Below are 25,542 nucleotides of genomic sequence, written 5' to 3'. Positions count from 1 at the left end.
TTCAGTTAGTATATATAAATTGTTTACCCAACCTACCCGGGCGCCATAACTTTATTCTAGAAATTCTTAATTTTAGGCATAAAAAATAACCATCCCTAACTTTGATGAGTAGGATGGTTATTTTTATCCAAAACTAAAGCCACCGTCTATTTGACGGGCTTATATAAGAAACGAACTTCTTATATTTTTATTATACTATAAAAAAATGATATAATAAAAGCACAAACAAGTTAGATGGATGGTAGCTAATCTTAGTACAAAGAGGTGATGCCTATGAAGGTATCTTTAAAATCTTTAGAAAGGAGAAAGCCATTGATTACGCTAATAATAATCTTTTGCTTCTTAATAAGTTTAGCAATAGATTATTTATACGCAGTAATTAAATTAATAGAAGTTATAATTGAATTGATTAAAACTTCTCAAAAAAAATAACCATCCCTAACTTTGGCGAGTTAGATGGTTATTTTTATCCAAAACTAAAGCCACCGTCTTTTTAACGGGTTTGCTGGAGCATTAGTGTTAGCGCACTAGTGCTCTTTTCATTTTTATAATAGCACTAGTGCCAAAAAAGTGCAAATTTTCCTTTCTCGTACGTTCAAAAAAAAATTATAATGCAGTGTAACCACCATCAATAGTGAAGACACTACCTTGTGCGAATGATGATGCATCAGAAGCAAGGTATACTACGATACCGCCTAATTCTTCTGGTTCACCTGGACGACCCATTGGTGTAGCGCCCATCCAGTAATCGATCATTTCTCCACCAGTATTGAACATTGGTTCAGTTAATGCTGTTTTCATGTATCCTGGCGCAATTGTATTAACTTTAACACCATATTTAGACCATTCCATCGCTAAACTTTTCGTTAACATGATAACGCCTGCTTTAGAAGCATTGTAAGATGCTTGTTCTTGTGGTTTGTTGGCGATTAAACCTGACATAGAAGATGTATTGATGATTGAACCATTACCTTGTTTAATCATTTGGCGACCTACCGCTTGTGCTACTAAGAATACGCCGTTTAAGTTTAAGTTAATGACTTTTAACCAGTTTTCGTATGATACATCTTCTGCTTTTTCATTAATTGTCATACCCGCATTGTTTACTAAGACGTCAATTTTGCCATATTCTTTAACAACGTCTTCAACCATTTTGTTAACGTCTTCAGGATTTGTAACGTCTACTTTTAATGCTGTTGTTTTGACGCCTTCATTTTCAGCGATTGCATTAGCAGTTTCTTGAGCTAAGTCTAATTTAATATCGGCGATAACAATGTCTGAGCCCGCTTGTGCTAAGGCTTCAGCCATAGCTTTACCTAGACCCATTGCGCCTCCCGTTACGATTGCAACTTTCCCGTTAATTTTAAATTGATCAATAATGTTTGTCATGATTCTCTCACCCTTCTAATTTGATTGTGCATTAACTGCTGTATTTGATTGTGTAGTAACTGTGGTATTTACTTGTGTACTCGGTTGTTGCACTTTCATAAAGAACGTCAATATAAAGCCAACAACGTAAAGAATTGCATAAATCCAAATTGTTACTTCAGCTGATGTAAACGTAAGTGCGATACTCGCAAGTCCGTAACCAATGAAGTTACTTAAACCAGCCGCTAAGTTATGTACTGAAACGGCAGCACCTTTGTGGTCAGGCACTAACGTTGGGAAAATGGCTGACATTGGCACAAACGCCGCAACTGCGAAACCTAACATTAACGCGATTAATGTTGTCACAAACACATTCGGACCACTCCATGCTGGGAAGTAATAGAACGCTAAGGTTGCTATAGCCATACCAATACAACCGAACCAACGTACTTGACGTACCCAACCAATCTTGTCACCAACGACACCCCAGAATAAGTTAGTAAAGATTGTGACGAAGTACATTAAGCCCCATACACGTAACCATTGTGATGTTGTGAAACCAAAATCAGCTGTGTAAACGTGTGGTAAGAAAACAACTAAACCGAATAAAGATAATTGGTTGATAATACGTACGACAAAGGCAACCGCTACATCTTTGTTACCTAAAATCGTAATACCGCGTCCAAATTCTCTTAAAATTTCCCCTCTAGTCATGTTTTTTGCTTCAACATCTGCGCCTTTATTATCTTTAACAAAGAACATGGCAATAAGTCCGCCAATTGCGATAAAGATAATAGATGACCATAATGTACCTAATTCACCAATAAATGGAATTGTGAAACTTGGTAAATATGAACCTAATACGCCAATGCCGATTGAATACATTGCCCAGAACCAACCCATTGCTGATGCAAGTTTGTGGCTAGGTGAAGAATATGTAATCCAAACTACAAAGCTGTAAATAAACATTGGATACGCAAATCCACGGATACCATACATAATCATCATCATTGCATAGTTATCTTGAGCTAAACCTAACGTTAAAAATCCGACGTGGAAGATAATCCAAATAATAAATGCTAGTGTCATAATACGTTTTGGACTGAAGATTTCAGCCATAACACCTGACATCCATGAAGCTACGGCAACGATTAACCCATAAACTGTTAATACATTTCCTGCTTCTGCATTACTATAGCCAAGACTCATAATATATTTAGATAAAAATGCTTGTTCTACCCCATCACCAGTCATAAAGATTGCTACGGCAATGTAACCCCAAATTAAGACCATAGGTAAACCTAAAAACTGGCGTTGCTGTTTTTGTAAATCATTAACCACCTTAATCCCACTTTCTACCTTTGTTTAATAATTAATTTGATTGTTCTGAATGAAATTGTTCATGCGCAAGACGTTCAAGTGGAATGCCTTGTTTAAAGCGTTCTGTGTAAGCACTAAAACTATCAATTTCCTCTTTCGTAGGTTCAATTGTTAGAGATTCCGTGCCTTTAAATGCGAAATCATTAAGATATGTTGCTAAATTCGTTGTTTCTTCTTCAATCATGTATCTTGCTAACACTGCGATACCCCATGCGCCACCTTCACTCGCCGTCTGCATAACTAACACCGGACTTTGAAGCGCAGCCGCTAAGATTGTTTGCGCGACTTTTTCCGTTTTGAAAATGCCGCCATGGCCGTACATTGAATCAATTTGAATATTTTCTTTATCTTTCAATAAATCAATACCGATTTTCAATGTACTGAAGGCACTATAAATATGTGTCTTCATCAAGTTGGCAAGATTGAATTTACTATCAACAGAACGTACGAGCATAGGATAACCATGTTGCACATCTGTAATAAATTCACCTGAAATATAGCCAAAAGATAATAATTTACCTAAGTCTTTATCACCTTTTAAAGCGCTTTCAAATAACTTTGTAAAAAGTTCTCCTTTATCGTATTGCACGCCCATGGTATCTAACACTTCGCCAAATAAATCTACCCAAGCGTTAATATCAGAAGTACAATTATTCGCATGAATCATCGCAACTTCATAACCATCTGGTGTAGTGACAATATCGACTTCAGGATATACAGCTTTAATTGGTTTTTCTAAGACAATCATTGAAAAAATACTTGTACCCGCAGAAACATTACCTGTTCTTGGAGCTACACTATTTGTCGCAACCATCCCCGTTGCCGCGTCAGCTTCTGGTGCACATAAAGGGCACCCTGCTTGTAATTCACCGTTTGGATCGACTAATTTAGCACCTGTTTCTGTAAGACGTCCCGCACACTCACCTGCTACAACTACTTTAGGCAGAATGTCGCGAATATCTTGGGTATACCCCTTTTCAGAAAACAGAGCATTAAAACGATCTAGAATATCTTGACGATAATCTTGTGTTTCACTGTCGATTGGGAACATGCCTGAAGCATCGCCAATACCAAGCACTTTCTCATCAGTTAGATACCAATGAATATAGCCGGCAAGTGTTGTCATATAACGCACGTGCTCAACATGAGGCTCTTGGTCTAAGGCAGATTGATAAAGTTGCGCGATACTCCAACGTTCTGGAATATTCACTTGGAAATCTTCACGTAAAATTTCCGCTGCTTTATTCGCGTTGTTATTGCGCCATGTTCTGAAAGGCACGAGTAAGTCATCCTTCTCGTTAAAAGGTAAGTAACCATGCATCATACCACTAATACCTAGTGAAGCGAGTTTAGTTACAGTAGCGTCGTACTTATCTTTCAATTCTTGTGTCATTGCGGCATAACTTTGTTGAATGCCAACCCAAGCATCATTCATTGAATACGTCCAATAGCCATCGCGATAGCTGTTCTCCCATTCGAAAGAACCTGTCGCTAGCGTTTGACATTGGTCATCAATAGCTATGGCTTTAATTCGAGTCGAGCCAAATTCGATGCCTACGGTTAATTTTCCATCTTCAATATACTGCTTAACTTCTGTAGAATTCATCATCTCATCTCGCTTATCTTTTTATGAAAACGTTATCGCAAATCAATCCTAGCACATGCAAATTTCATGCAACAAGGTAAAATTTACAATATTTACAAGTTTTTAAAGTAAAAAAACACCTTTATCCTATATTTACATCTATAAGATAAAGGTGCCTATATTCAGTCTAAATATTTTATTTTAAAATACCATATTTCGTCATGCTATCAATTGAAGCTAGAAGCGCTTCTTCTTTCGAATACTTAGGTTCCCAACCTAAAATATCACGTGCGCGTTGGTAACTGACGTTTCTATTCATTTCAAGCATCAATTTACCTTCTTGAGCAGTCTTGTTAAACTTCGCGCCAATATTAACCGCAAAGTCAGGTAATGTTTTTGTCGAAACTTTTCTAGCCACATCTGGACGTTTCTCTTTAATTAATTGCGCAATTTCAGGCATCGTAATTTGGCCCTCTGTCGTTGCGATAAATCGTTTACCAGCCGCTTCTTTCGTCTGCATCGCTAACACATGTAACACTGCGACGTCTCTCACATCCACAATATTCAATGCAATATTAGGAATACGTTTCATTGAACCATTCGCTATATTTTCTACGAATTGGAAGCTTCCAGACATATGCTTGTTTAAAGAAGGCCCTAGAATCGCTACAGGATTAACCGTCGTAAATTCAATATCATGAGATGTATCTTTGACGAAACGCCACGCTGCTTTTTCCGCAAGTAATTTTGATTTTTCATATACAGACAAACCTTTTTCATCAGGATCTGTCCAATATTCTTCAGTAGTTACGCTTGATTTATCTTTGTTACTGAAACCAACCGCGCCAAAGTTCGCAGTCATCACGACGCGCTTTACGTCAGACTTTTCAGCTGCTCTTAAAATACGTTGAATACCTTCAATCGCTTGCTTATTAATAGATTCCTCATCTTTAGCACTGACGCTGCCCATAATCACTGGAGAAGCCACACTCATTACATACGTACAATCTTCCATTGCATTTTCCCAATTATCTTCTCTTGATAAGTCCGCTACCACAAACGATAAATGTTCAGTATCCACGCCTTGTGCTTTAATTGTTTCTATTACGCTCGGCTTCTTATCTAAAGAACGCACCGTCGTACGCACTTTATACCCTTGCCTTAATAATTCCGACACAATACGTGAGCCTAAGAACCCTGAACCGCCTGTCACTAGAACCTTCTCTTTCATGAAACTTCCTCCCCAATTCTCTCTTAATAAATTTAGATTATAGCAGGTTTTAAATTTTTGTCCTTTTATAAGTTCCGAGGTTAATAAATTTCATGCTAAGGTTGTAGATTTTATTTTTTGAAAAGGCACTTCCAAATAGCTGACGATTCCAAAATACTAATAAATTGTATGCATATAAGACGTCTTACCCTCTTAATTCGACAACGCAATTTTAATATGTTCTAAATGATGTCTTTCATGCCAAGATAACTTCGCCAATAACTCAGCTACTGACACATCACTACCATCAGATAATGTAATTTTGCGTGATAAGTCTTCTTCTGTGACCTGATTTCCCATTTCAACAATACGTTTATTTAAACCTTCTAAAATATGAAGAGAGATATCAATAGGTAAGAATGAATCAGGTAATTCAACCCATTTATTTTGATTAAACATGAAGGCTGTAACACCTTGTTCAGTTAAAGCCATTTTCAAACGTTCATATAAATTAATTTGTGAATCTGCAATATGATGGACAAGTTGTCTTACCGTCCAACTGCCTTCACGATACTGTTTCTTTAATTGTTCATCGCTTAAATGATCGACTGTTTCTTTTAAATGATTAATATAAACCTCAATTTCACTCATCCATTGTTTCACATCTACTAAAGTTGGATCTTTAGGCGCTTCAAATTGACCAATAGGAAATCTCACATCCATACTTTAACCCCCTTAAATTTAATACTTACATTTACCCTTTTCACCTTAATTTAAAAGTGGCTCACACCGTTGAGGATGTAAGCCACTTCGTAAAAATATATGTTATTGTCCTATGCTAAAAGTAATGGGCTTGAAAAAATAACAAAAAAAACAATTGTTAAAATCAAAGTTGCCCCATTTAATAGTCTGTTGCCACTCATCATACCTACGATACTAGAAATTACTGATAACAGTAATACGAAGAATCCCGGTAAATACCAAAACATACTCGTAAACATAATTGAGATGGCTAAAAGGAATGATAATATACATAAAATAATAGAAACTAAATTAATACTGTTTAACCTCATCCACTTTTTCCCTTTCTGTTTCATAAGTTTAAACAATATTATATACTATTTTGTTTTAAATTGTACTTAATTCTAGAAATTATTTAACGTTAAGTACAAGCTAGGTTTGTCGCCTGGTTTTAGTGGAATCTCATACCACCATCAACGATAATTGTTTGACCAGTAATGTAGTCAGAATCGCTACCTGCTAAGAAGCTTACTACATTCGCAACGTCTTCTGGTTTAGATAAACGTTTTAATGTAATTTGATCAGTGAACTGTTTCCAGCCCCACTCTTCAGGTTGGTTATTTTCTTTAGCTAATTTAATCGCAATACCTTCCATCATTGGAGTTTCAACGATACCTGGCGCATAGGCGTTAACTGTAATACCTTTTTCTGCTAAGTCACGTGCAGCTACTTGAGTTAAACCACGCACAGCGAATTTAGTACTACTGTATAAAGATAAACCTTTGTTACCTTCAACCCCTGCTTGAGAAGTAGCGTTAATGATTTTACCGCCATGACCTAATTTTTCAAATTGTTCTAAAGCAGCTTGGATACCCCAGAAGACACCACCAATGTTAACGCCAATAACTTGGCTAAATTGTTCAGGTGTTACTGTGTCGATAGGTGTCATTGGTCCTAAACCAGCATTATTAACTAATACATTAAACTCACCGAAATGTTCTACAACGCCACGTAATACATTAAAGACATTTTCACGGTCTGAAACATCTGCTTTAAATGCTACCGCTTCTTGTCCTTCTGCTTTTAATGAAGCTGCTGCTTTTTTAGCGCCTTCTTCATTAAAGTCTACAAGTGCAACGCTAAAGCCATCTTTAAATAAGCGTTCAGCAATTTTAAATCCGATACCTTGGGCTGCGCCTGTAACTACTGCAACTTTTTTCGCATTACTCATAAAAAACACCTCTTAAAATATTATTCATTTATTATATTATCACTTTTATATATTAATAATTTGAACGCTTTATGAATAATAGTTGGTGCTTTTATAAGGTTGATTTGATTAAGATTTTAAATAATTAATAAATTCTAAAACAGTAGGTTCATTGTTTCTTTCCTTATTAATCATAGCTGCAAAATAAATAGAATAATCGAAAGGTTGTCCTAAAGGTAACGCCTCTATTAACTCATTATTTAAGAATGGATCATTTTCAAGCATTAAACTAGAAACAATACCAATGCCTAAACCTTCAGCAATCATGCGCATCATTACAATAGGATTATTTGTACGGAACACGACCTTTAATTCTCCATTTTCTTTTTCAAATTCTTTTAAATGATGATGATAAAAACTTCGATCATATAATACGAATGGATAATGTTTAATATCTTCCAATTTAATTGTTTCTTTAAATGTCAGTTTGGATTTAGCAGGAACAATTAATTTAAAATTGGAAGTAAGATTAAGAGGATGTTCCACAATATGATGATACGTTTCGCCAAATTCTTTTTTTCCTATTAAACCAATATCAATTTCATTATCTTCAACCATTTTTAAGATATCTTCTCTATCCGCTTCTAAAACTTCCACTTCAACGTTAGGATGATGTTGTTTAAAACGAGATAGAACTTTAGGCAACCGTTTATGAAAAAGAGTAGGAATAGTAGCAATTTTGATTTTACCTTCAATATTTGTATTTAAACTCTTTATTTCTGACCATAGATTATCTTTCGCTTCTTCTATTTCAAGTATCTTAGGAATTAATCGTTTCCCCACTTCTGTAGGTACTGTCCCTTTTCTAGAACGATAAAATAACTTATAACCTAATTCTTTCTCTAAATTTGCGATAGACTGGCTCATCGCAGACTGACTTATATGCATCAGTTCACTAGCTCGAATAATGGATTCTTCTTCATAAACTGTTTTTACATAACTTAATTGTTCAAAGTTCATCTCATACCTCTTTATATCAGTTTTACTTATAGTTAATTCAATAATTCTAATTATACATTAGTATTAGTTATTACTATAATAGAGTTTGTATATTTAGTGAACAATTTTAAAATGTATCAGCTATTTTTCAAAAAATATCAATATTAAGGAGGGAAACAATGGGTCAACGTCTATGGACTAAAGACTTTATATTCGTAACGATAGTTAATTTATTCATGTATTTAATACACTACATGTTAATTGTTACAATTACAGAATTTACAATTGATCAATATAACGCTTCAGAAAGTGTTGGCGGCTTAGCTGCAGGTGTATTTATTATAGGTATGTTAGGCGGAAGACTTGGATCGGGTCGTATTATAGATAACCTACAACCTAAAAATGTTTTACTCGGAGGCGTCATCGCATCAGTTATCGCGATTGCTTTATATTTCGCTATTACTAACATTTGGGTTCTAATGTTAGTTCGTTTAATCCATGGTATCGCGTTTGGATTCTCTTCAACTGCGACAGGTACCATTTCATCTCGTATTATTCCAGAGGAACGTAAAGGTGAAGGTATTGGTTACTACGGTTTAAGTGTAACGCTTGCTTCAGCTTTTGGACCATTCCTTGGTTTAGTATTAAATAACAATTTAGGTTTCTCATCAATCTTTGCGATTGGTTTAGTAAGTATTATTATTTCTTTAATCTTTTCTCTATTCATTAAAAAATTACCAATGAATGCTGTTTCTGAAGAAGAAGAAACAGTTAAACCTAAAGGTATTAACGCATTCTTACAAAAAGAAGCATTACCAATTTCAATGGTTGTTGTGTTAGTTGGTGTTGCGTACGCCAGTGTACTTTCATTCTTATCTATTTATGCAGACTTACTTCACTTAGTCACTGCATCAAGTTTCTTCTTTGTTGTATTCGCGATTGCAACATTCGTTACTCGACCATTTACAGGTAAGATTTATGATAATTTTGGGGAAAATAAGGTAATGTACCCAGTATTAGTAAGTTTCGCTATTGGACTAGTTATCTTAGGTATGACTCATACACCATTTGCATTATTAGTTTCAGCAGCATTTATCGGCTTTGGTTACGGAACAATTATTCCGACAGCACAAGCTATCGCTATTCAACAATCACCAGCAAGCAAAATGGGCTTAGCTACTTCAACATTCTATATCTTTGTTGACTTTGGTGCTGGTATGGGACCATTCATTCTTGGATTATTCATTCCATATATTGGTTACCGCAACTTATATTTATCAATGGCAGCATTACTTGTTATCGCAATTATTGTTTACTTCTTTGTACACGGTAAAAATCATAAACAACCATTTAAAAAAGCTGCAAAAGAAGTTAAATAAATTAATATTAAGCAAAGAGCAAGACCGTATCTTTAAAGAATGCGGTCTTGCTCTTTTTATTGATATATCAACGTTTATTAGACACCCTTCCCACTAACTTCAGACAAACGTCAGTCTTACCTTTTAATCTTTTTTAATAACCAATTACTAATGCAATTGACATTGCAACGGCACAAATAATCACCCATAAAAGGATCAATTTCCAAACAAATTTAATCCATTCTGTGTATGAAATACGACCTACAGCTAATGCTCCCATAAGAATAGCTGAGGTTGGAAATAGTATATTACTAATCGAATCACCATACTGAAATGCAAGGACTGTAAGCTGTCGATTAATATGCAATAAATCAGATATAGGAACCATCAATGGCATAGTTGTTAACGCTTGGCCAGAGCCAGATGGTATAAAAAAGTTTAGTAAAAATTGTAAGATGAACATAGCAATAATGACTAAAGAAGCTGGTACGTTTGATAATAATGTTGTCATACCATGAACGATTGTATCGATAATTTTTCCATTTTCCAAAATAACTACAATACCTTTAGCAAAGCCTACAATCATTGCTCCAAATAATATATTCTGCATACCTTCAATTAGAGCATCAAATGTTCCATTCAAACCTAAACCACTTACCAAGCCAGCAATAATACCAGAAAGCAAGAAGTTAGCGCTCATCTGATTAAAAGTCCAATCAAACATAAAGATACCAAATACATTGAATAAAATAGTCGCTACAATAATTAATAAACTAAAGGCTTGGCGTTTACTAAAATGTTGATATTCAACTTTTTGGTTTGTATGACCTTCTTCTTTTTCTAGATGATAAACAATACTTTTCGTTTTATCTTTTTTAACTTTACGTGCGTATAACATTACTGTTGAAATAGCTGCTGTCAAAATAAACAAGTAAATAATAGTACGCAGTCCCCAACCCGAGAACATTGGCAATTCTGCTACAGTTTGTGCTACCCCAACAGTAAATGGATTTAACATACCCCCACTAAAACCACTTGCCGCACCTAAAATTACCATTGCAGCCCCCGTCAACGCATCATATCCTAATGTACGTGCAATAATAATACCGATAGGCACAAATATAATCGTTTCTTCAGCTAAACCTATAGTAAATCCTAAAATTGAAAATACTGTCATTGTTAAAGGTATCATTAAAAAATTAGCTTTACCTAGCGTTCGCATTGCCTTATTAACGCCATTTTCAAACGCGCCTGTTTTATGAATAATACCGAACGCCCCACCTACTAAAAAGATATAAAATACAATTTCTCCACCACTGATTAAGCCTTCAGGAATGGATCTGAATATTTCTAAAAAGTTCAAATGCGGAGAATCAACAGTATGATATGTTCCAGAAACGACTAAAGTCTGTCCACCTTTCTTTTCTCTTGTATATTCACCTGCTGGAATAATATACGTTAATAACCATGCGAGACCTACCACAAACATCAATAACGCATAAGTATGAGGTGTTTTAAATCTAAATTTGATTGATTTCCTTTCTCCCATCCTTATCAGCACCTTTATTTTAAAATTGATTGAATTTTACAAAAATTATTATTTTTATCATACCCTATTTAGAATTAATAATTAAGATTTTATTTAAAAGAAACCATTTATTTTTACATGATAAAACAAAAAGCGATAACACTTCATCTTGATAGTGTTACCGCCTTTATCTTTAGAACTATTATTTTGAGTAAACCTTAATTATGTTGTTTTAAATAAGTCGTAAGAAGTTCTGTGTAATAATCGATAAATTTAAGATATTTTTCTTTATCTACGTGTTCGTTTACTTGATGAGGCACATTACCTGGGCCAAACATTAAGAATGGGAAGTTTTCATCTTTATCACGTAATAAATTAGAAGCATCAGTAACGCCAACTGTTGGTGATGCCACAATATCTTCGCCAAAGATATTTTTAGCAACTTGTTGACCGACTTTAATTAAATCATTATCGCCTGTTGTTAGTACAGGATTTAAGTCTAAATACATATCTTCTTCAAGTTGTCCGCCCTGTTTATTAATTTCTTCAATATATTTTTTAAATAGCTCTTTTACTTTATTATTGTCATATTCTGGTACAGTTCTGATATTGAAATCTGCCGTAGCAACGTCTGGAACTGAATTAACTTGGTTACCACCGTGAAAGATTGTATTACTAATCACTAAACCTGAGATCACGCGTTTTACTTCTTCTTCATCAAGTTCATCGTTATTTTGAAGTTGCGTTTGAAGGCGATCTATTAGATGAGAGAAATCTAATTTTTCATATTTTAATTCTTTCGAAATACGTTCATATTCTTCGTCTATATTTTGAATAAATTGAATTAAAGGTTTAATCGCATTTTGTCCAATTACTGGCACTGAACTATGCGCAGCTCTACCTTTGGACGTAATTTTGAAATCCATTGAACCTTTGTGCGCATAAACGATATTTTGTTCAGAAGGTTCTGCAATAATTAAAGCATCTACGTCATCCATATAGCCTTTTTCATATAATTGAGCTGAACCTAATTGTTCCATTTCTTCGCCCGCAGTTGCCATGAATTTGATTGTGCCTTTAGGTAAAGCGCCACTTTCTTTAATTTCTATCATCGCAATCGCTAAGCCTATTAAACCTGCTTTCATATCTGATGTGCCACGTCCATACAATAAGCCATCTTTTTCTGTCATCTCAAACGGAGGATAATCCCAATCATTATGGTCTCCTTCAGACACCACATCCATGTGTCCTGAAACGCCTACTACTGGACTGCCTTCTCCGATAGAAGCGACTAAGTTTACGCGTTTGTCTTCTATTTCATCAATTTCTGCATTAATGCCATGATCTTCGAATAATTTCTTCAAGTAACGTGCAACTTCAATTTCATTGTCATTTACTGTATTTATTTCGACGATATCGGCTAACATTTGAATTTTTTCTTTTTCTGAAAATGTGCTCATGATTTCATTACTCCTTTTAAAATAAATACAATTTTAATTATAAATAAACTGTATCATGTAAAATGAGCTAAAGAAAATTATCTAATTTAAAAGAGAATTAATGTAATGTATAAACCTAATAAAGTCATAAATAGAACAGGAATGGTAATAACGATACCTGTTTTAAAATAAATTCCCCAGGAAATTTTAACGTCTTTTTGAGCTAGTACATGAAGCCATAGAAGCGTTGCTAAAGAACCAATTGGCGTTATTTTAGGTCCTAAATCTGAACCAATCACATTCGCATACACCATACCTTCTTTGAGTAAGCCTGCAACTTGAGATTGATGAATAGCAATCGCATCTATTAAAACGGTTGGTAGGTTATTCATAATCGATGACAAGATTGCAGAAATAAAACCTACGCCCATAATACTTGTGAATAATCCATGTTCTGCTATATTTGAAAAAATCTGTCCTAATACCGTCGTAATTCCTACATTTTTCAAACCGAAGACGACCAAATACATACCTAATGAAAAAATTACGATATTCCATGGCGCGCCCTTGATAACTTTTCCAATAGAAACGGCATGAGACTTACGTGCCAAGATTAAGAAAATAATCGCGATACCTCCAGCAATGAATGACACAGGGATGTGAAGAAATTCGCTACTTAAATAACCTACTAGAAGTATTGCTAAGACGACCCATGAGATTCTAAAAAGCTTTTGGTCTTTAATTGCCGTGTTTGGACTTTGAATAGACTGCGTATCCACCCGCTTCGGAATAGATGTTCTAAAATAAAGCCACAACACAACGATACTTGCGACTAAAGAAAATAAGTTTGGAATAATCATTCGACTGAAATATTTAATAAATTCAATATTGAAATAATCTGCAGATACAATGTTCACTAAGTTACTTACTGTAAAAGGTAAAGACGTCGTATCAGCGATAAATCCACTGGCAATAATAAATGGAAAAATAACTTTCTTATTGAAACCAAGATGACGCACCATCGCGAGTACAATTGGCGTTAAAATCAATGCCGCCCCATCATTCGCAAAGAAAGCCGCAACAACGGCGCCAAGTAGCATAATATATACAAACATCCTAACGCCATTTCCTTTAGATGCTCGCACCATATGTAAAGCAGCCCATTCGAAGAAGCCGATTTCATCGAGTATCAGCGAAATTAAAATAATTGCTACGAACGTTAACGTGGCGTTCCATACAATGCCAGTCACTTCTACAATATCTGACCAACCTACAACACCAGTAATAAGTGCCAATATTGCCCCTATAACAGCAGTAATGGCAATATCTAAACCCTTTGGCTGCCAAATTACAAAAATTAACGTGATGACAAAAATCGCAATAGCTAGAAATGTCATCATAAGCATGCACCTAGCAACAGGGCATTTTTATAATTAATTAAATTGAATGTTGATGATAATTGTTTATCTGTCATATCCATCAAGTCCTCCTATATCACAACTAAGCATATCATGAGCAAGAGTTTTAAATCTATCAGGCTTTGTGCTCTTAGACTTCAATAATCAAAAAAAAGACCTCCAACATATACAATGTTCGAAGTCTTATTATCGAAACTTTTACAAATTACTTACCAAATGACTTAATGACCTTTTTTCTTTTGCTTTGTTTTTTGCACTTTAAGCTGTCGTTTATGAGCTTTCGTCTTTTCTTTCTGTAATTTGTTTTTCTTTTTGCTCTCTAATTTTTTAATTTCTTGCTCTTTTTTAATTGCTTGTTGCGCATAAGTAGAAGACTTAGTTTGCTTTTGTTCCTTAGCCACTTGTCTCTGTAACCGTTTAGGATTAACTTTTTTCGGTTTCTTTTTAATAACCGATACTTTAGTTTGATTCATCAGTTCATCTAAGCAATTATGAATAAAATTAAAAATATCCTTACTATTCGGTTCAGTTCCAAAGGTGAATTTTACAAATTTAACTTTATCTTCTTCCCTATATTCAACCAAGCCTATAAAAAATTGACCATCATGAAATATTGATAATTCCAATGAGTGTCCCTCCTCTTAATGTATAACTTGAAATGAGGGACGACCTGAGGAGGAAGGTTACTGACAAATTTTTACATTTGCATTGGGACTACCAACCCAATTGTGTTTTTACATTTCTCTTTAAGCATAACTAATTCATTCAATGAAACCAATGTCTCATTTTAATTTATATATTTTTTGTTAATTACATCTTATTATGAAATAATTATATAAGTGAATTAAATAATTAAGGAGTTAATTATGAATATTTATCAGACTTATGCGCTTTTAGTATTAGGCATCATCATTTTAGGAATAATTGTTAACATTGTGATTTCAATTTCTGAGAAAAGAAAGCTAATCTCCAAAATTCAATATTTGTGGCAGAATAAACGTCCTTTAGAAACATTTGTGCGTCCAAATTCTCGCTTTGATTATCAATTTAAACTCAGACGCGATACATATCCTGAACGTACTTTCATAGATGATAAAACGTGGTCAGACTTAAATCTTGAAGAAATATTTCATCGTAGTAACTTTAACTTCACCGCAATTGGCGAAATGAAGTGGTACGCCACTTTACGCCACATGTTCCAAACAAATAATAAACAACTATTAGATCAATTCAATAATGATACGCAGTTTCGTAATAGCGTCTCATATCGCTTAGCTCTAATTGGTAAAGTCGTCTATCCAATCTTCCCAGATCAACTTAAGCCGATTAAACGCAATAATTTATTTATGATATGCCCATTCCTACCTATTTTAGGATTATTAATAATGTTATTTTCTCCATCAACCGGCGTCCTAATAACAATCTTTGCAGTTTTACTCAATATAGTGCTTTCAGGCACCTTAAAACGAACTTATGACCAAGACCTAAAGTCCTTATTCTATACAGCTAACGTGCTTAAACAAGGATATTATCTTGACCAAATAGAAGGCACACCTGAAGTTAAAACCAACTTCAATCACTTTAAAGGCGCTCGTTTATTTAGTGGCCTACTCGGCACAGTTGGTGACCAAGACATCGGTGGCGCTTTCGTCATGATGCTGAAGCTGGCATTCATGGTGGATTACTTCCTCTTCCATATCATCCAACACACTTATTTTAGATATCAAGACGAAGTGCTAGCCTGCTATGACTACGTAAGCACCCTAGACAATCATTATTCGCTAGCCATGTACCGACGCACCCTAGACACCTACTGTGAGCCGGCTGCCTTTTCAGAAAAAAAGAAGATAGAATTTACCAATTTAGTTCATCCTTTATTGGAAAATGCAGTCCCAAACGATCTCAACATCGACCACAATATTCTATTAACTGGTTCAAACGCATCAGGGAAATCAACATTTATGAAATCTGTAGCAATTAACCTTATACTCGCCCAATCTATCGAAACTGCAACAGCTGACAAGTTTAGCTATCAACCCGGTTTAGTCTATACTTCCATGGCAAATGCCGATGACGTGCTATCAGGCGACAGCTACTTTATGGCCGAGCTTAAATCAATTCGACGCTTATTTGATATTGAAACGGATATGCCGGTTTATTGCTTTATCGACGAAATCTTTAAAGGCACAAATACAACGGAACGTATTGCAGCCTCAGAATCTGTACTTAGCTATTTGGATAAAGAACTCGATTATAGAGTCATCGCAGCGACTCATGATATTGAGCTATCAGAGTTATTACAACCTGACTATCATAATTATCATTTCAATGAATCTATTGAAAATAATGAAATCTACTTTGACTATAAGATTAAAGAAGGTAAAGCTAATACGCGTAATGCGATTGAATTATTACGTATCACGCATTTTCCAAATAAGATATATAAAAACGCGAAACAACAAGTTGAAAAACTGTAGTTTCACGTCTCAAATTTCAAATTGTTTCATGTAAAACATTTTCTAGGAATTAAGTAGATATATTATAAAAGTTTATAACAATGCCCCTATAAGCTAATTTTCACAAATAACTTATAGGGGCACTTTTTAAATGCTTAAACTTCTTCGTGGTGAGGTTTTAAGTTTTTAAATTTAGGGCTTTCACCGTATTTATTTTTCTCAAATTTACTATTGAAACAAGTAATTACAAGTTGATAAATACCTAAAATAAATGAAATTAAACTAAATACTAATACAAAACCTAAACCCCAACCGTTGTCAAGATCAGGATCGATAATATCAATAAATAATTGAATTATAAATCCTATAATATTTAAAACTAAAAGGAGCACTGGTATAAACATAGTACGATTCGTATCATGAAAGCGTCTCGCTGTTAAAGCAAGTTGTGGAGTAACAATAACTAAAGAATAAATAAGTAAGTAAAATCCTGCACAAAGTAACAAAATTACCCCAATAATCATGAACTCTTTTATACTTGTTATAAATGCTAGTATAAAGGAAACAAGACCTACATAATAAACAATTAAAGCAGGAATATAAAAAATTAAGTGCCATAATTGCATAAACCAATACTCACTGCGTCTTGAACGGCCTTTAAAATTAAAGTAATTCTTCCAAAATAGCTTAAAGGCTTGACCGAACGTCACTTTAGGATTCATTTTATCTCTCCTTTAATCCTTTTCCTTCATCATATCATATGCAGAATTCATTAAAAGTAATAGTAAAAAATAAAAAATTATATATTATTTTGACATTCATTTTATAAGTTTTTAAAGAAAAACATGAAGATAAAATAATGGCTCAGAAAGACAATTAATCTTGTTTCTGAGCCTCAATATCTATTATTTTATTTTTCCTGTTTTATCACTTTGCCATTAGGATCAAGTTTAGATATCTTTCCTTTTTTCATAACGTAAGTACCTAAGATTTCGCCATCTTTATTGCGATAATTGACTTTCCAATCACCTTTATTGCCTATTGGTTTAACATCATCCCATATGTAATTCGTTTTACTTACGGGAATATCTTCAAAATCAGAAATAAGTTGATACGCTTGAGTACGGAAATGCGTATTTACCACCCCAGATTTTTCTAAGTTTTTGTCAGAAAGTGGATTGCCGTTATCTTCTTCATCCTTTGGTGGAGTATTTGAGATATTCATTTTACTTATTAACTCAGGCAAAGCTTTATTTCCTTTATTTTTAAGATAAACATCTTTTAAATCTACCTCTTCACCTTTAGCTAGCAACTCATTATAATCTTCCACATCTTTTTTCATGCGTCCTATAAAGATTTTATCTTTGTTAACCCCAATTAACGCTTTAAAATTCCCCTTATCTGGATAGACCGTATAGAAATGCATATCTTCAGGTGCATTGTTGATTGGATCTTTAACTTTAACCAACGTAAAATCAACTAATTTAAGAATCTTTTTACCTGTTGATAATCGATATTCATAAATACCAGTTAAAATTTCATTTTTAGTTAGTGTATATTGCTCAGCATCCTCAACACAAAATGCTAAAGCTAATTTTGCCTTTTCAGACAATTTAGCTGTATTAATCGTAGTTGTTTTGGCGTCACTTTTTTTAGATTGAGTATCCTTTTGTTCTGCATGAGATTTATCTTTATCTTCTTTAAAAGAATCACTTGTACTACAAGCCGTTAATAATACTAAAAGCGCACCACTTAAAAATAAAAATTTCTTCATCCATTACTCCTTTAATGTTCACATTATTGAATAAACATATTATACTTTATTTATACAATAATTTTAACTTAAGTTAAATATAAATTTTGCTTTACCTACGCTTATTTGTATTAATAACGTCAGTATCTTTTATAAAAATAACTAGAAAGGGATGTTAAAGTGAAAAAGTTTTTCACAGCATTAGTATCTAGCGCGTTAATATTAACGGCTTGTTCTAATCATTCAAATAGCAAAGCTATGTCGGAAAATGACACTAAACAACAAAGCGATAAATCTAACGGGAATCAAAATGGACAAAAAAATCATAAAAGAGTTACAAAAAATGGATGTACATACATTGATAATATCTTAATTGTTAATAAAGAAATCAGTCTTCCTTCTAGTTTTAATCCAGGAGAAAAACCAGAATCTCAACAAGCATTACAAAAAATGTTTAACCAAGCACGTAAGGAAGGAATCAATTTATATAAAATTAGCGGTTTTAGAAATTACCAAACTCAAGTACAACTTTATAATCAATATGTTGCACGAGATGGTAAAAAAGCGGCTGATAAATATAGCGCACGCCCAGGTCATTCTGAACACCAAACTGGTTTAACATACGATGTCGGCGCTGTAGGTTCAAATAAAAATTTATACGAAAGCTTTGGAAATACTAAAGAAGGTAAATGGATAGCGAAAAACGCTCATAAATTCGGTTTTATTGTAAGATATCCTAAAGGAAAAGAAAAAATTACAGGTTATCAATATGAACCTTGGCATTTACGTTATTTAGGTAAAGACACAGCTACTAAAGTGTATAAATCAGGTAAATCTTTAGAAGAATATTTAGGGTTAAAATAGAAAATTATTTGTTGAATATAAAATGGCGCGTTATCACTATAATTGAAATAATTATAGTGGTAACGCGCTTTTACGTATCTACGTTTATTTACAACAACATTCATAACTTATATATTGATTTTATTGATTGATATTTTTTTCGATATAGTCCCAAACTCTCTTGCTTACTTTATTATATTGTTCAATTGAGACAGGTTGATCACTATATTCATAAACTGGGTCCCCTTGACGATAAACATAATTATTATAGTATTTAACCAATAAGTTATAAGTTTCACTATCGATTTTTCCATTTTCTGGACGTAAAGGACCATCTGGCGCTGGAGGACCCCCATCTTGTTCAATGACCCCACCTGTATATCTGTTAAGTACCACATGACTTTTTACAGAACCATTAATGCCATATAATGGAGTTTCTATAAATATTTGATTGTCATCACTTTTATCTTCCCTGTATTTAAGATCACTCTTTTTAAAAAATGAACCGTCTCCATTTTCCAACGTTTCGTAAGCAATTTGTTTAGCTTCTTCAATTGAAATAGGGTTTGATGTCTGATTATTATTTTGAGACGCTTCATTTTGAGAGCCATTATTTGTCTGTTGTTGAGTATTTTTATGATCATTACCATTACTCTTTTTCTTATCAAAATTAATATTAATATCACATGCTCCTAAAAATAATGACAATGATAACGGTACGACTAAAAACTTTTTAAAACGCAAAATAACCATCCTTAAAACATAAAATTCCAAATACAAATAGTTGTCTAAAACCTTTATATTTATTATTTCACTTTTTATATTAAGAATAAAGGCATTTTAAAACATTAAAAAAATTCGAAGGAAAGTCCCTTATGCTTCCCCTCGAATTTCAAACACTTATTTTTAAGACTGCCGTCTCACTTATTTATTTAATAATTGTGCCTTCTTTTTCATGAATCATTTGAATAATTTCGTTCTTTTCATTCATAACAGCTACTTTTGGCGCATGATCAATTAATTCACGTTCATCTAATTGAACGTATGTCATGATGATTACAACATCATCTACTTCGACCAATCGAGAAGCTGCACCATTCAAACAAATCTTACCACTACCTCGTTCGCCTGCAATTACATACGTTTCAAAACGTGCACCATTGTTGTTGTTAACGATAGCTACCTTTTCATTAGGCAAAATATCAACCGCATCTAAAATATCTGCATCAATTGTAATACTCCCAACATAATTTAAATTAGATTCTGTGACACGTGCTCTGTGTATCTTACTGTTCATCATTGTTCTAATCATAACTTACTTTCCACTTCCTAAAATTATATTATCTATTAAACGTGCTTTCGAAAATTTAACAGCTAAAGAAATAAAGATTTGTCCTTCAATGTCAGTGACAACTTCTAATTCTGGATAACTATAAATCGCAACTTCGTCAATATGACCGTTTGTATTTTCAGTTAAATACGTTTTAATGGCACCAACAATTTTATTACTGCGACGTTCGCCTTCTTCATATAAAGACTTAGCCAATTTTAAACTTTTGCTTAAATGAACAGCTTCTTGACGTTCACTTTCTGTTAAATACACATTTCGTGAACTTCGTGCTAAGCCATCGTCTTCACGTACAATATCGATTCCAATGATTTCAATTGGATGATTAAAATCTTCTACCATTTTTTCAATAATAGCGAGTTGTTGCGCATCTTTTTTTCCAAAATAAGCTTTATCCGGACTTACAATATTAAATAATTTGTTTACAACCGTCACTACACCATCGAAATGACCCGGACGTTGTGCGCCTTCTAAGACTTCCGCTAGACGTCCCACCTTCAACGTCACACTTAATTCGTTTGGATACATTTCTTCAACTTCTGGATGGAAAACGTAATCAACATTAATTTCTTTAACTAACGCCACATCTTGCTCAATTTGACGTGGATACGCATCGAAATCTTCATTAGGACCAAATTGTAACGGATTCACAAATACGCTAATGACAGTAACATCATTTTCTTCTACAGAACGACGCATCATGCTTAAATGTCCTTCATGCAACGCGCCCATCGTTGGTATAAATCCAATTGATTTGCCAGAGCGTTTCAAGTCTCGCGTGATTTGTTGCATCTCTTTCACAGTCTTAATTACTTGTGTCATCACTATTTACCTCATCCAATATTTTCTTCTTATACGTATGTTCTTCTGCTGGGAAAAGGCCAGCTTTTACTTCTTCGTCATATTGCTTAATACCTTCAACACCTACTGAAAAATCAGCAAACTGTTTCACAAATTTAGCATAACGATCAACACCATAATTTAACATATCGTGATACACCAATACTTGACCATCTGTGTCTTTACCAGCACCAATGCCAATAACTGGAATGTCTAACTGTTGACTAATAAGCCCAGCTAAATCACTAGGAATCGCTTCAAGTACTAATGCTACAGCGCCAGCTTCTTGAACCGCTTGTGCTTCTTGGATCAATTGTTCCGCAGCGTCTTTCGTTCCACCTTGTAAACGATAACCCATTACGCCAACACTTTGAGGCATTAATCCTAAATGTGCCACGATAGGAATACCGATTTGAGTTGATTTTTTAATGAAACTTACTAAATGAGCACCTTCAGCTTTTAACGCATTCGCATTTGTTTCTTGATATAACGTAATCGCATTTTTCAAATCATGCTCATCACTTACGCCCACCGCTCCAATCGGTAAATCCACGACTACAAACGTATCGTCTGCGCCACGTCGTACTGCTTTACCATGGTGAATCATATCGTTTAATGTGACTTGAGTTGTGGTTTCATACCCTAGCACCGTCATGCCAAGTGAGTCTCCAACTAATATCATATCTACACATGCTTCTTGTGCTTGTTTCGCACTAGGATAGTCATAAGCGGTAATCATCGAAATTTTCGTTTTATTTTGCTTCATTTCTACTAATTTCGCTAAATTTTTCATTTATTCAAAATCTCCTATAGTATGAGTTCATTTATAATAAAATTTATTATATAGCCTTATGCGTAATAATACTCTAAATTACTCTCAAAATTTAAAATTTCGCCATAAAAAGTTTCTTCAAAATAGCTAATACACTATTTCAACTAATTATTAAATAACATAGTGTTTATTATTTCAACACAAAAATTCATTTTCAATAAAAGTGTAAATTCAACATTCACATAATTACAGTACTTCGTTTATTAAAATAACCACATTTTCCAACAATAAAAATTGTATAATAATAAATATCTTTTTTAGGAAAGGAACGTTACCCATGAACATTGCGATTATCGGCGCTGGCGCAGTAGGAACAATCATTGCACATGAACTCAAACAAACCTTGCCAAACGTCACTCTTATTGGACGTACATCTAAACAAATGACCATTCATCCAGCTAACCAAACCATCCAAGTCCAAGATATTAAAGAAACAAATACGACTTTCGACACCATCATCATTGCCGTGAAGACCCATCAACTTGAGGCCTTGATTCCGCAACTTCATCATCTTGCGCATAAAGAAACAGTTTTTATTTTGGCTCAAAATGGCTATGGTCTACTCTCACAGCTTCCTTTCAAACACACCTATCAAGCCGTGGTCTATATCAGCGGACAAAAGACAGGAGACGAAGTCACACATTTCCGAGACTATCGCCTACACTTACAACAAGACGCACACACTACAGAATTAAAGAAAGTCCTAGATAATACAAAAATAGAGATTGTTTTAGAAGAGAATATTGAAGAAAAAATATGGTATAAATTACTCGTTAATCTAGGGATTAATTCAATAACTGCACTAGGCAGGAATACCGCCCAAATATTAAAAATTAACGAAATAAATACTCTATGTAGAAAGTTGTTAACAGAAGGAGCACAAGTGGCGAAAGCAGAAGGTGTTCATTTTTCAAATACTATTGTCGAAGATATTATGAACATTTATGCAGGCTATCCTGATCACATGGGAACAAGTATGTATTATGACGTTATCGCAAACCAACCGCTTGAAGTAGAAGCGATTCAAGGATTTATCTATCGCCAAGCAAGAAAACATCAACTTAGCACGCCACATCTTGATACAATTTATGCACTTTTACTTTCACATCAATCTCTTACACAACAGTAATAAAAATAGAGGATAATTTATGCTTAATCATTCATTATCCTCTATTTCTATTTTTTCACCAAACTTCCATTAATTGCCACAATTTTTTAATTTTGGAATTATACACATACCAAAAATAATATGGTACGATATAAATAATTTTTAAAGTAAGTTTACTTTCGATAAAAAGGGGACAAAATTCTTGGATAAATCGAGTCGTATACTTAACCTACTTACATTACTTCTTAATGGTCGTATCGTTACACAAGATGATATACGTAATTTCACAGATGTCAGTAAAAAATCTATTCAACGTGATATTAATACAATTAATACTTTTTTCTATGAAAGTGTTTATTGGAATCATACTAATACACGTGTGGTCTATAATCACAAACATAATGGTTATGAGCTCAAACAAGACACTAGCTCTAAACATAGTTTAGGTATTTTAAGCTTATTAATTAAACTTCAAAGTTTAACGCCAATATTACATTATGATATTTATAAATTTCTTTCGAGCTCTATCTCTTCACTTAAACTTGCGGATAAACACGTACTAATGACAATGTTAAATCAATTCAAAGTTCGACAAGAACTATTACCAGGCAAATTATTAATAGCACTTCAAAAAGCCATTGTTAATAAAAACTTAGTCCGTATTGAAGTGAAGGACCGAAAGTTTGTTATTAAACCATTATCTATTTTATACATGCATTTCGATTATTGGTTTACTTATGAAGAAAAACATACGATTTACACTATATCTGTACGCGATATCCAATCGATTAAAGTACTCGAATCAAAATTTATCAAAGATTGTGCATCAAACCCTGTTTTATTTGAGATAGACGAACAAATTTGGAACCAATTCCAACAACAATTTTCAATCAAAGAAGTAGTGGAACGCTACGATAAAAAATTATTAGTCTGGGTCAATTGCACAAGATACGACGCCTATTACATCGCTTACCAATTAGCACCATTAGCCAAAATGCTAGAACCACAATCATATATCGATAGTTTCATCCAACGATTAGATGAAATCAAACAAACCTATGAACATTAAAGAGAGGGAGTGAGACATTTTATTATTGTCCCACTCCCTCTGCTCTATTTATTCAAATTTATTCCGGATCTCCATTTTCATCATATTTCATTACATCTCCATCAGCTGTAACAATATATGAACCCGCTAAATCACCATTTTTATCAACAAATGAGAAGCCCCAATCCCCATTAGATTTTTGTTCAGGCTCCTTATAAGTATAAGTAGAGGTATCTAACTTATGTCCTTCATAATCCTCAACCTTATCAATCACATTCGCACGCGTTACCTTTTCACCACTAGACTCGCTACTAGATTGATCAGTATCTTCGTCTTCAGCCTCATTAGTCTGTGGTGCCTGGCTAAATGAAATCTGTTTCGCTATCTCTTTATAATCAGAATTATTGCCATATTTCTCATACAAATCGTGAATATCTAATTCATTACCAGCTTGAGAATTTACAAATGATTGATAATCACCAGGACTTTGAGTACCAGCAATTAAAATCTTATCATTCCCAATTCCCACAAGCGTCGAGAAATTACCCTTAGCTGGTCGACCATTATAAAACTTCATATCACTAGGCGCACCTTCAATACCAGCGCCCAAATGTTCCATATAATAAGTATCAATATGATGTTGACGATTACCGTCAAAACTTTTTGTCGTATAAGAATGATTTCTCAATTCATCCGCCGTAATCGCATAATCCGAAATTGCTCCATCCTCTAACGCCAAAGCCAATTTCTCCGCTTGAGATAAATTCTGTACCTCATTATCAGTATTATTATTCTTTGATTCTTGCTTAGAATTCTCATTCGATTTTGAATTATTATCCGTTTTTTTAGACTCCTCAGATTTCGAATTATCGCTGCCCTTACTATCTGACTGCGACGTCTTATTACTATCCTCCGTCGACTTACCAGGACCATTAACCGTCAAACTACAACCCGCCAACAACAACGTCCCCGTCAACGCACCAACCATCAAATAATTCTTTTTCATCATCCCATCCCTCTCTCTTTTTTTGAAAATGCAGAACCAAATACCCCTTTTTTAATCATACTTCCATTATAA

23 protein-coding genes are annotated in these 25,542 nt (G+C 34.0%); 5 read left to right on the top strand and 18 right to left on the bottom strand.

Features of this window, described 5'->3' with window-relative positions; all coding sequences use genetic code 11:
- Window positions 1-606: 606 nt before the first annotated feature.
- The 7 genes from CD127_RS01280 to CD127_RS01245 form a co-directional block, all read right to left on the bottom strand.
- Window positions 607-1,389 carry a glucose 1-dehydrogenase gene (locus CD127_RS01280; RefSeq protein ID WP_103365466.1) on the bottom strand — a complete coding sequence of 261 codons (783 nt, stop codon included), beginning with the start codon at window positions 1,387-1,389 and terminating at the stop codon, window positions 607-609.
- Between the two features lie 15 nt (window positions 1,390-1,404).
- On the bottom strand, window positions 1,405-2,709 hold the full coding sequence (locus tag CD127_RS01275; RefSeq protein ID WP_103365465.1) for an MFS transporter: 1,305 nt from the start codon (window positions 2,707-2,709) through the stop codon (window positions 1,405-1,407).
- A 31-nt stretch (window positions 2,710-2,740) separates the two neighbouring features.
- Window positions 2,741-4,354: a xylulokinase gene (locus CD127_RS01270; RefSeq protein WP_103365464.1), complete on the bottom strand. Its 1,614-nt coding sequence runs from the start codon at window positions 4,352-4,354 to the stop codon at window positions 2,741-2,743.
- 175 nt (window positions 4,355-4,529) lie between these two features.
- The gene (locus CD127_RS01265) at window positions 4,530-5,564 is read right to left on the bottom strand and encodes an SDR family oxidoreductase (protein WP_103365463.1); all 1,035 of its coding nucleotides are present in this window, start codon (window positions 5,562-5,564) and stop codon (window positions 4,530-4,532) included.
- Between the two features lie 192 nt (window positions 5,565-5,756).
- Complete coding sequence (locus tag CD127_RS01260) at window positions 5,757-6,266, bottom strand: YfiT family bacillithiol transferase (protein WP_103365462.1); 510 nt, start codon at window positions 6,264-6,266, stop codon at window positions 5,757-5,759.
- Window positions 6,267-6,735: 469 nt separating this feature from the next.
- The gene (locus CD127_RS01250; RefSeq protein ID WP_103365461.1) at window positions 6,736-7,515 is read right to left on the bottom strand and encodes a (S)-acetoin forming diacetyl reductase; all 780 of its coding nucleotides are present in this window, start codon (window positions 7,513-7,515) and stop codon (window positions 6,736-6,738) included.
- A gap of 108 nt (window positions 7,516-7,623) precedes the next feature.
- Window positions 7,624-8,514 carry a LysR family transcriptional regulator gene (locus tag CD127_RS01245; protein WP_103297799.1) on the bottom strand — a complete coding sequence of 297 codons (891 nt, stop codon included), beginning with the start codon at window positions 8,512-8,514 and terminating at the stop codon, window positions 7,624-7,626.
- A 158-nt stretch (window positions 8,515-8,672) separates the two neighbouring features.
- Between CD127_RS01245 and CD127_RS01240 the strand changes: the two genes are divergently transcribed.
- The gene (locus CD127_RS01240) at window positions 8,673-9,872 is read left to right on the top strand and encodes an MFS transporter (RefSeq protein WP_103365460.1); all 1,200 of its coding nucleotides are present in this window, start codon (window positions 8,673-8,675) and stop codon (window positions 9,870-9,872) included.
- Between the two features lie 133 nt (window positions 9,873-10,005).
- Here CD127_RS01240 and CD127_RS01235 read toward each other — a convergent pair whose 3' ends face one another.
- From CD127_RS01235 to CD127_RS01220, 4 genes are all read right to left on the bottom strand, one after another.
- Window positions 10,006-11,400 (bottom strand): YfcC family protein, encoded by a 1,395-nt coding sequence (locus tag CD127_RS01235; protein ID WP_103365459.1) that lies wholly within the window; start codon window positions 11,398-11,400, stop codon window positions 10,006-10,008.
- Between the two features lie 197 nt (window positions 11,401-11,597).
- A complete protein-coding gene (locus CD127_RS01230; RefSeq protein WP_103365458.1) occupies window positions 11,598-12,839 on the bottom strand; it encodes an ArgE/DapE family deacylase in 1,242 nt (413 codons plus the stop codon).
- Between the two features lie 86 nt (window positions 12,840-12,925).
- Window positions 12,926-14,215 carry an arsenite efflux transporter membrane subunit ArsB gene (gene arsB / locus CD127_RS01225; RefSeq protein WP_103365482.1) on the bottom strand — a complete coding sequence of 430 codons (1,290 nt, stop codon included), beginning with the start codon at window positions 14,213-14,215 and terminating at the stop codon, window positions 12,926-12,928.
- 242 nt (window positions 14,216-14,457) lie between these two features.
- Entirely contained in the window at window positions 14,458-14,862 is a 405-nt protein-coding gene (locus CD127_RS01220; protein ID WP_103365457.1) for a DUF2992 family protein, read from the bottom strand.
- A 240-nt stretch (window positions 14,863-15,102) separates the two neighbouring features.
- Here CD127_RS01220 and CD127_RS01215 point away from each other — a divergent pair, with 240 nt between their 5' ends.
- On the top strand, window positions 15,103-16,713 hold the full coding sequence (locus CD127_RS01215; protein WP_103365456.1) for a MutS-related protein: 1,611 nt from the start codon (window positions 15,103-15,105) through the stop codon (window positions 16,711-16,713).
- 134 nt (window positions 16,714-16,847) lie between these two features.
- On the opposite strand, the gene CD127_RS01210 is transcribed toward CD127_RS01215, so the two are convergent.
- Together CD127_RS01210 and CD127_RS01205 are read right to left on the bottom strand one after the other, a co-directional pair.
- Complete coding sequence (locus CD127_RS01210; RefSeq protein ID WP_103365455.1) at window positions 16,848-17,414, bottom strand: DUF805 domain-containing protein; 567 nt, start codon at window positions 17,412-17,414, stop codon at window positions 16,848-16,850.
- Window positions 17,415-17,602: 188 nt separating this feature from the next.
- Window positions 17,603-18,466 (bottom strand): hypothetical protein, encoded by an 864-nt coding sequence (locus CD127_RS01205; RefSeq protein WP_103365454.1) that lies wholly within the window; start codon window positions 18,464-18,466, stop codon window positions 17,603-17,605.
- A 159-nt stretch (window positions 18,467-18,625) separates the two neighbouring features.
- Here CD127_RS01205 and CD127_RS01200 point away from each other — a divergent pair, with 159 nt between their 5' ends.
- On the top strand, window positions 18,626-19,309 hold the full coding sequence (locus CD127_RS01200) for a M15 family metallopeptidase (protein ID WP_103365453.1): 684 nt from the start codon (window positions 18,626-18,628) through the stop codon (window positions 19,307-19,309).
- Between the two features lie 120 nt (window positions 19,310-19,429).
- Here CD127_RS01200 and CD127_RS01195 read toward each other — a convergent pair whose 3' ends face one another.
- The 4 genes from CD127_RS01195 to panB all read right to left on the bottom strand — a co-directional run bounded on the left by CD127_RS01195 (window position 19,430) and on the right by panB (window position 22,269).
- On the bottom strand, window positions 19,430-20,032 hold the full coding sequence (locus tag CD127_RS01195) for a hypothetical protein (protein WP_103365452.1): 603 nt from the start codon (window positions 20,030-20,032) through the stop codon (window positions 19,430-19,432).
- Between the two features lie 184 nt (window positions 20,033-20,216).
- Window positions 20,217-20,600, bottom strand: coding sequence for an aspartate 1-decarboxylase (panD, locus tag CD127_RS01190; RefSeq protein ID WP_103298828.1), 384 nt, complete (start codon window positions 20,598-20,600; stop codon window positions 20,217-20,219).
- A gap of 3 nt (window positions 20,601-20,603) precedes the next feature.
- Complete coding sequence (gene panC / locus CD127_RS01185) at window positions 20,604-21,458, bottom strand: pantoate--beta-alanine ligase (RefSeq protein ID WP_103365451.1); 855 nt, start codon at window positions 21,456-21,458, stop codon at window positions 20,604-20,606.
- Window positions 21,442-22,269, bottom strand: coding sequence for a 3-methyl-2-oxobutanoate hydroxymethyltransferase (gene panB, locus CD127_RS01180; RefSeq protein ID WP_103365450.1), 828 nt, complete (start codon window positions 22,267-22,269; stop codon window positions 21,442-21,444). The genes panC and panB overlap by 17 nt, the downstream gene beginning before the upstream one ends.
- A gap of 316 nt (window positions 22,270-22,585) precedes the next feature.
- Between panB and CD127_RS01175 the strand changes: the two genes are divergently transcribed.
- Complete coding sequence (locus CD127_RS01175) at window positions 22,586-23,437, top strand: oxidoreductase (RefSeq protein ID WP_103365449.1); 852 nt, start codon at window positions 22,586-22,588, stop codon at window positions 23,435-23,437.
- A gap of 181 nt (window positions 23,438-23,618) precedes the next feature.
- Window positions 23,619-24,485: a hypothetical protein gene (locus tag CD127_RS01170; protein WP_103365448.1), complete on the top strand. Its 867-nt coding sequence runs from the start codon at window positions 23,619-23,621 to the stop codon at window positions 24,483-24,485.
- 58 nt (window positions 24,486-24,543) lie between these two features.
- On the opposite strand, the gene CD127_RS01165 is transcribed toward CD127_RS01170, so the two are convergent.
- Window positions 24,544-25,470, bottom strand: a complete 927-nt coding sequence (locus CD127_RS01165) for a hypothetical protein (protein ID WP_103365447.1) — start codon at window positions 25,468-25,470, stop codon at window positions 24,544-24,546.
- Window positions 25,471-25,542: the final 72 nt, after the last annotated feature.

This window comes from Staphylococcus petrasii (genome assembly GCF_002902565.1).
Classification (GTDB): Bacteria; Bacillota; Bacilli; order Staphylococcales; family Staphylococcaceae; genus Staphylococcus; species Staphylococcus petrasii.
This window is presented reverse-complemented; position numbering and strand designations above follow the sequence as displayed.

Excerpts from the sequence above, each read along its gene's own strand:
- CD127_RS01280 (WP_103365466.1), bottom strand. The coding sequence starts at position 1,389 with ATGACAAACATTATTGATCAATTTAAAATTAACGGGAAAGTTGCAATC.
- CD127_RS01270 (WP_103365464.1), bottom strand. The coding sequence starts at position 4,354 with ATGAATTCTACAGAAGTTAAGCAGTATATTGAAGATGGAAAATTAACC.
- CD127_RS01265 (WP_103365463.1), bottom strand. The coding sequence starts at position 5,564 with ATGAAAGAGAAGGTTCTAGTGACAGGCGGTTCAGGGTTCTTAGGCTCA.
- CD127_RS01260 (WP_103365462.1), bottom strand. The coding sequence starts at position 6,266 with ATGGATGTGAGATTTCCTATTGGTCAATTTGAAGCGCCTAAAGATCCA.
- CD127_RS01250 (WP_103365461.1), bottom strand. The coding sequence starts at position 7,515 with ATGAGTAATGCGAAAAAAGTTGCAGTAGTTACAGGCGCAGCCCAAGGT.
- CD127_RS01245 (WP_103297799.1), bottom strand. The coding sequence starts at position 8,514 with ATGAACTTTGAACAATTAAGTTATGTAAAAACAGTTTATGAAGAAGAA.
- CD127_RS01240 (WP_103365460.1), top strand. The coding sequence starts at position 8,673 with ATGGGTCAACGTCTATGGACTAAAGACTTTATATTCGTAACGATAGTT.
- CD127_RS01235 (WP_103365459.1), bottom strand. The coding sequence starts at position 11,400 with ATGGGAGAAAGGAAATCAATCAAATTTAGATTTAAAACACCTCATACT.
- CD127_RS01230 (WP_103365458.1), bottom strand. The coding sequence starts at position 12,839 with ATGAGCACATTTTCAGAAAAAGAAAAAATTCAAATGTTAGCCGATATC.
- arsB (WP_103365482.1), bottom strand. The coding sequence starts at position 14,215 with ATGACATTTCTAGCTATTGCGATTTTTGTCATCACGTTAATTTTTGTA.
- CD127_RS01215 (WP_103365456.1), top strand. The coding sequence starts at position 15,103 with ATGAATATTTATCAGACTTATGCGCTTTTAGTATTAGGCATCATCATT.
- CD127_RS01210 (WP_103365455.1), bottom strand. The coding sequence starts at position 17,414 with ATGAATCCTAAAGTGACGTTCGGTCAAGCCTTTAAGCTATTTTGGAAG.
- CD127_RS01205 (WP_103365454.1), bottom strand. The coding sequence starts at position 18,466 with ATGAAGAAATTTTTATTTTTAAGTGGTGCGCTTTTAGTATTATTAACG.
- panD (WP_103298828.1), bottom strand. The coding sequence starts at position 20,600 with ATGATTAGAACAATGATGAACAGTAAGATACACAGAGCACGTGTCACA.
- panC (WP_103365451.1), bottom strand. The coding sequence starts at position 21,458 with ATGACACAAGTAATTAAGACTGTGAAAGAGATGCAACAAATCACGCGA.
- panB (WP_103365450.1), bottom strand. The coding sequence starts at position 22,269 with ATGAAAAATTTAGCGAAATTAGTAGAAATGAAGCAAAATAAAACGAAA.
- CD127_RS01175 (WP_103365449.1), top strand. The coding sequence starts at position 22,586 with ATGAACATTGCGATTATCGGCGCTGGCGCAGTAGGAACAATCATTGCA.
- CD127_RS01165 (WP_103365447.1), bottom strand. The coding sequence starts at position 25,470 with ATGAAAAAGAATTATTTGATGGTTGGTGCGTTGACGGGGACGTTGTTG.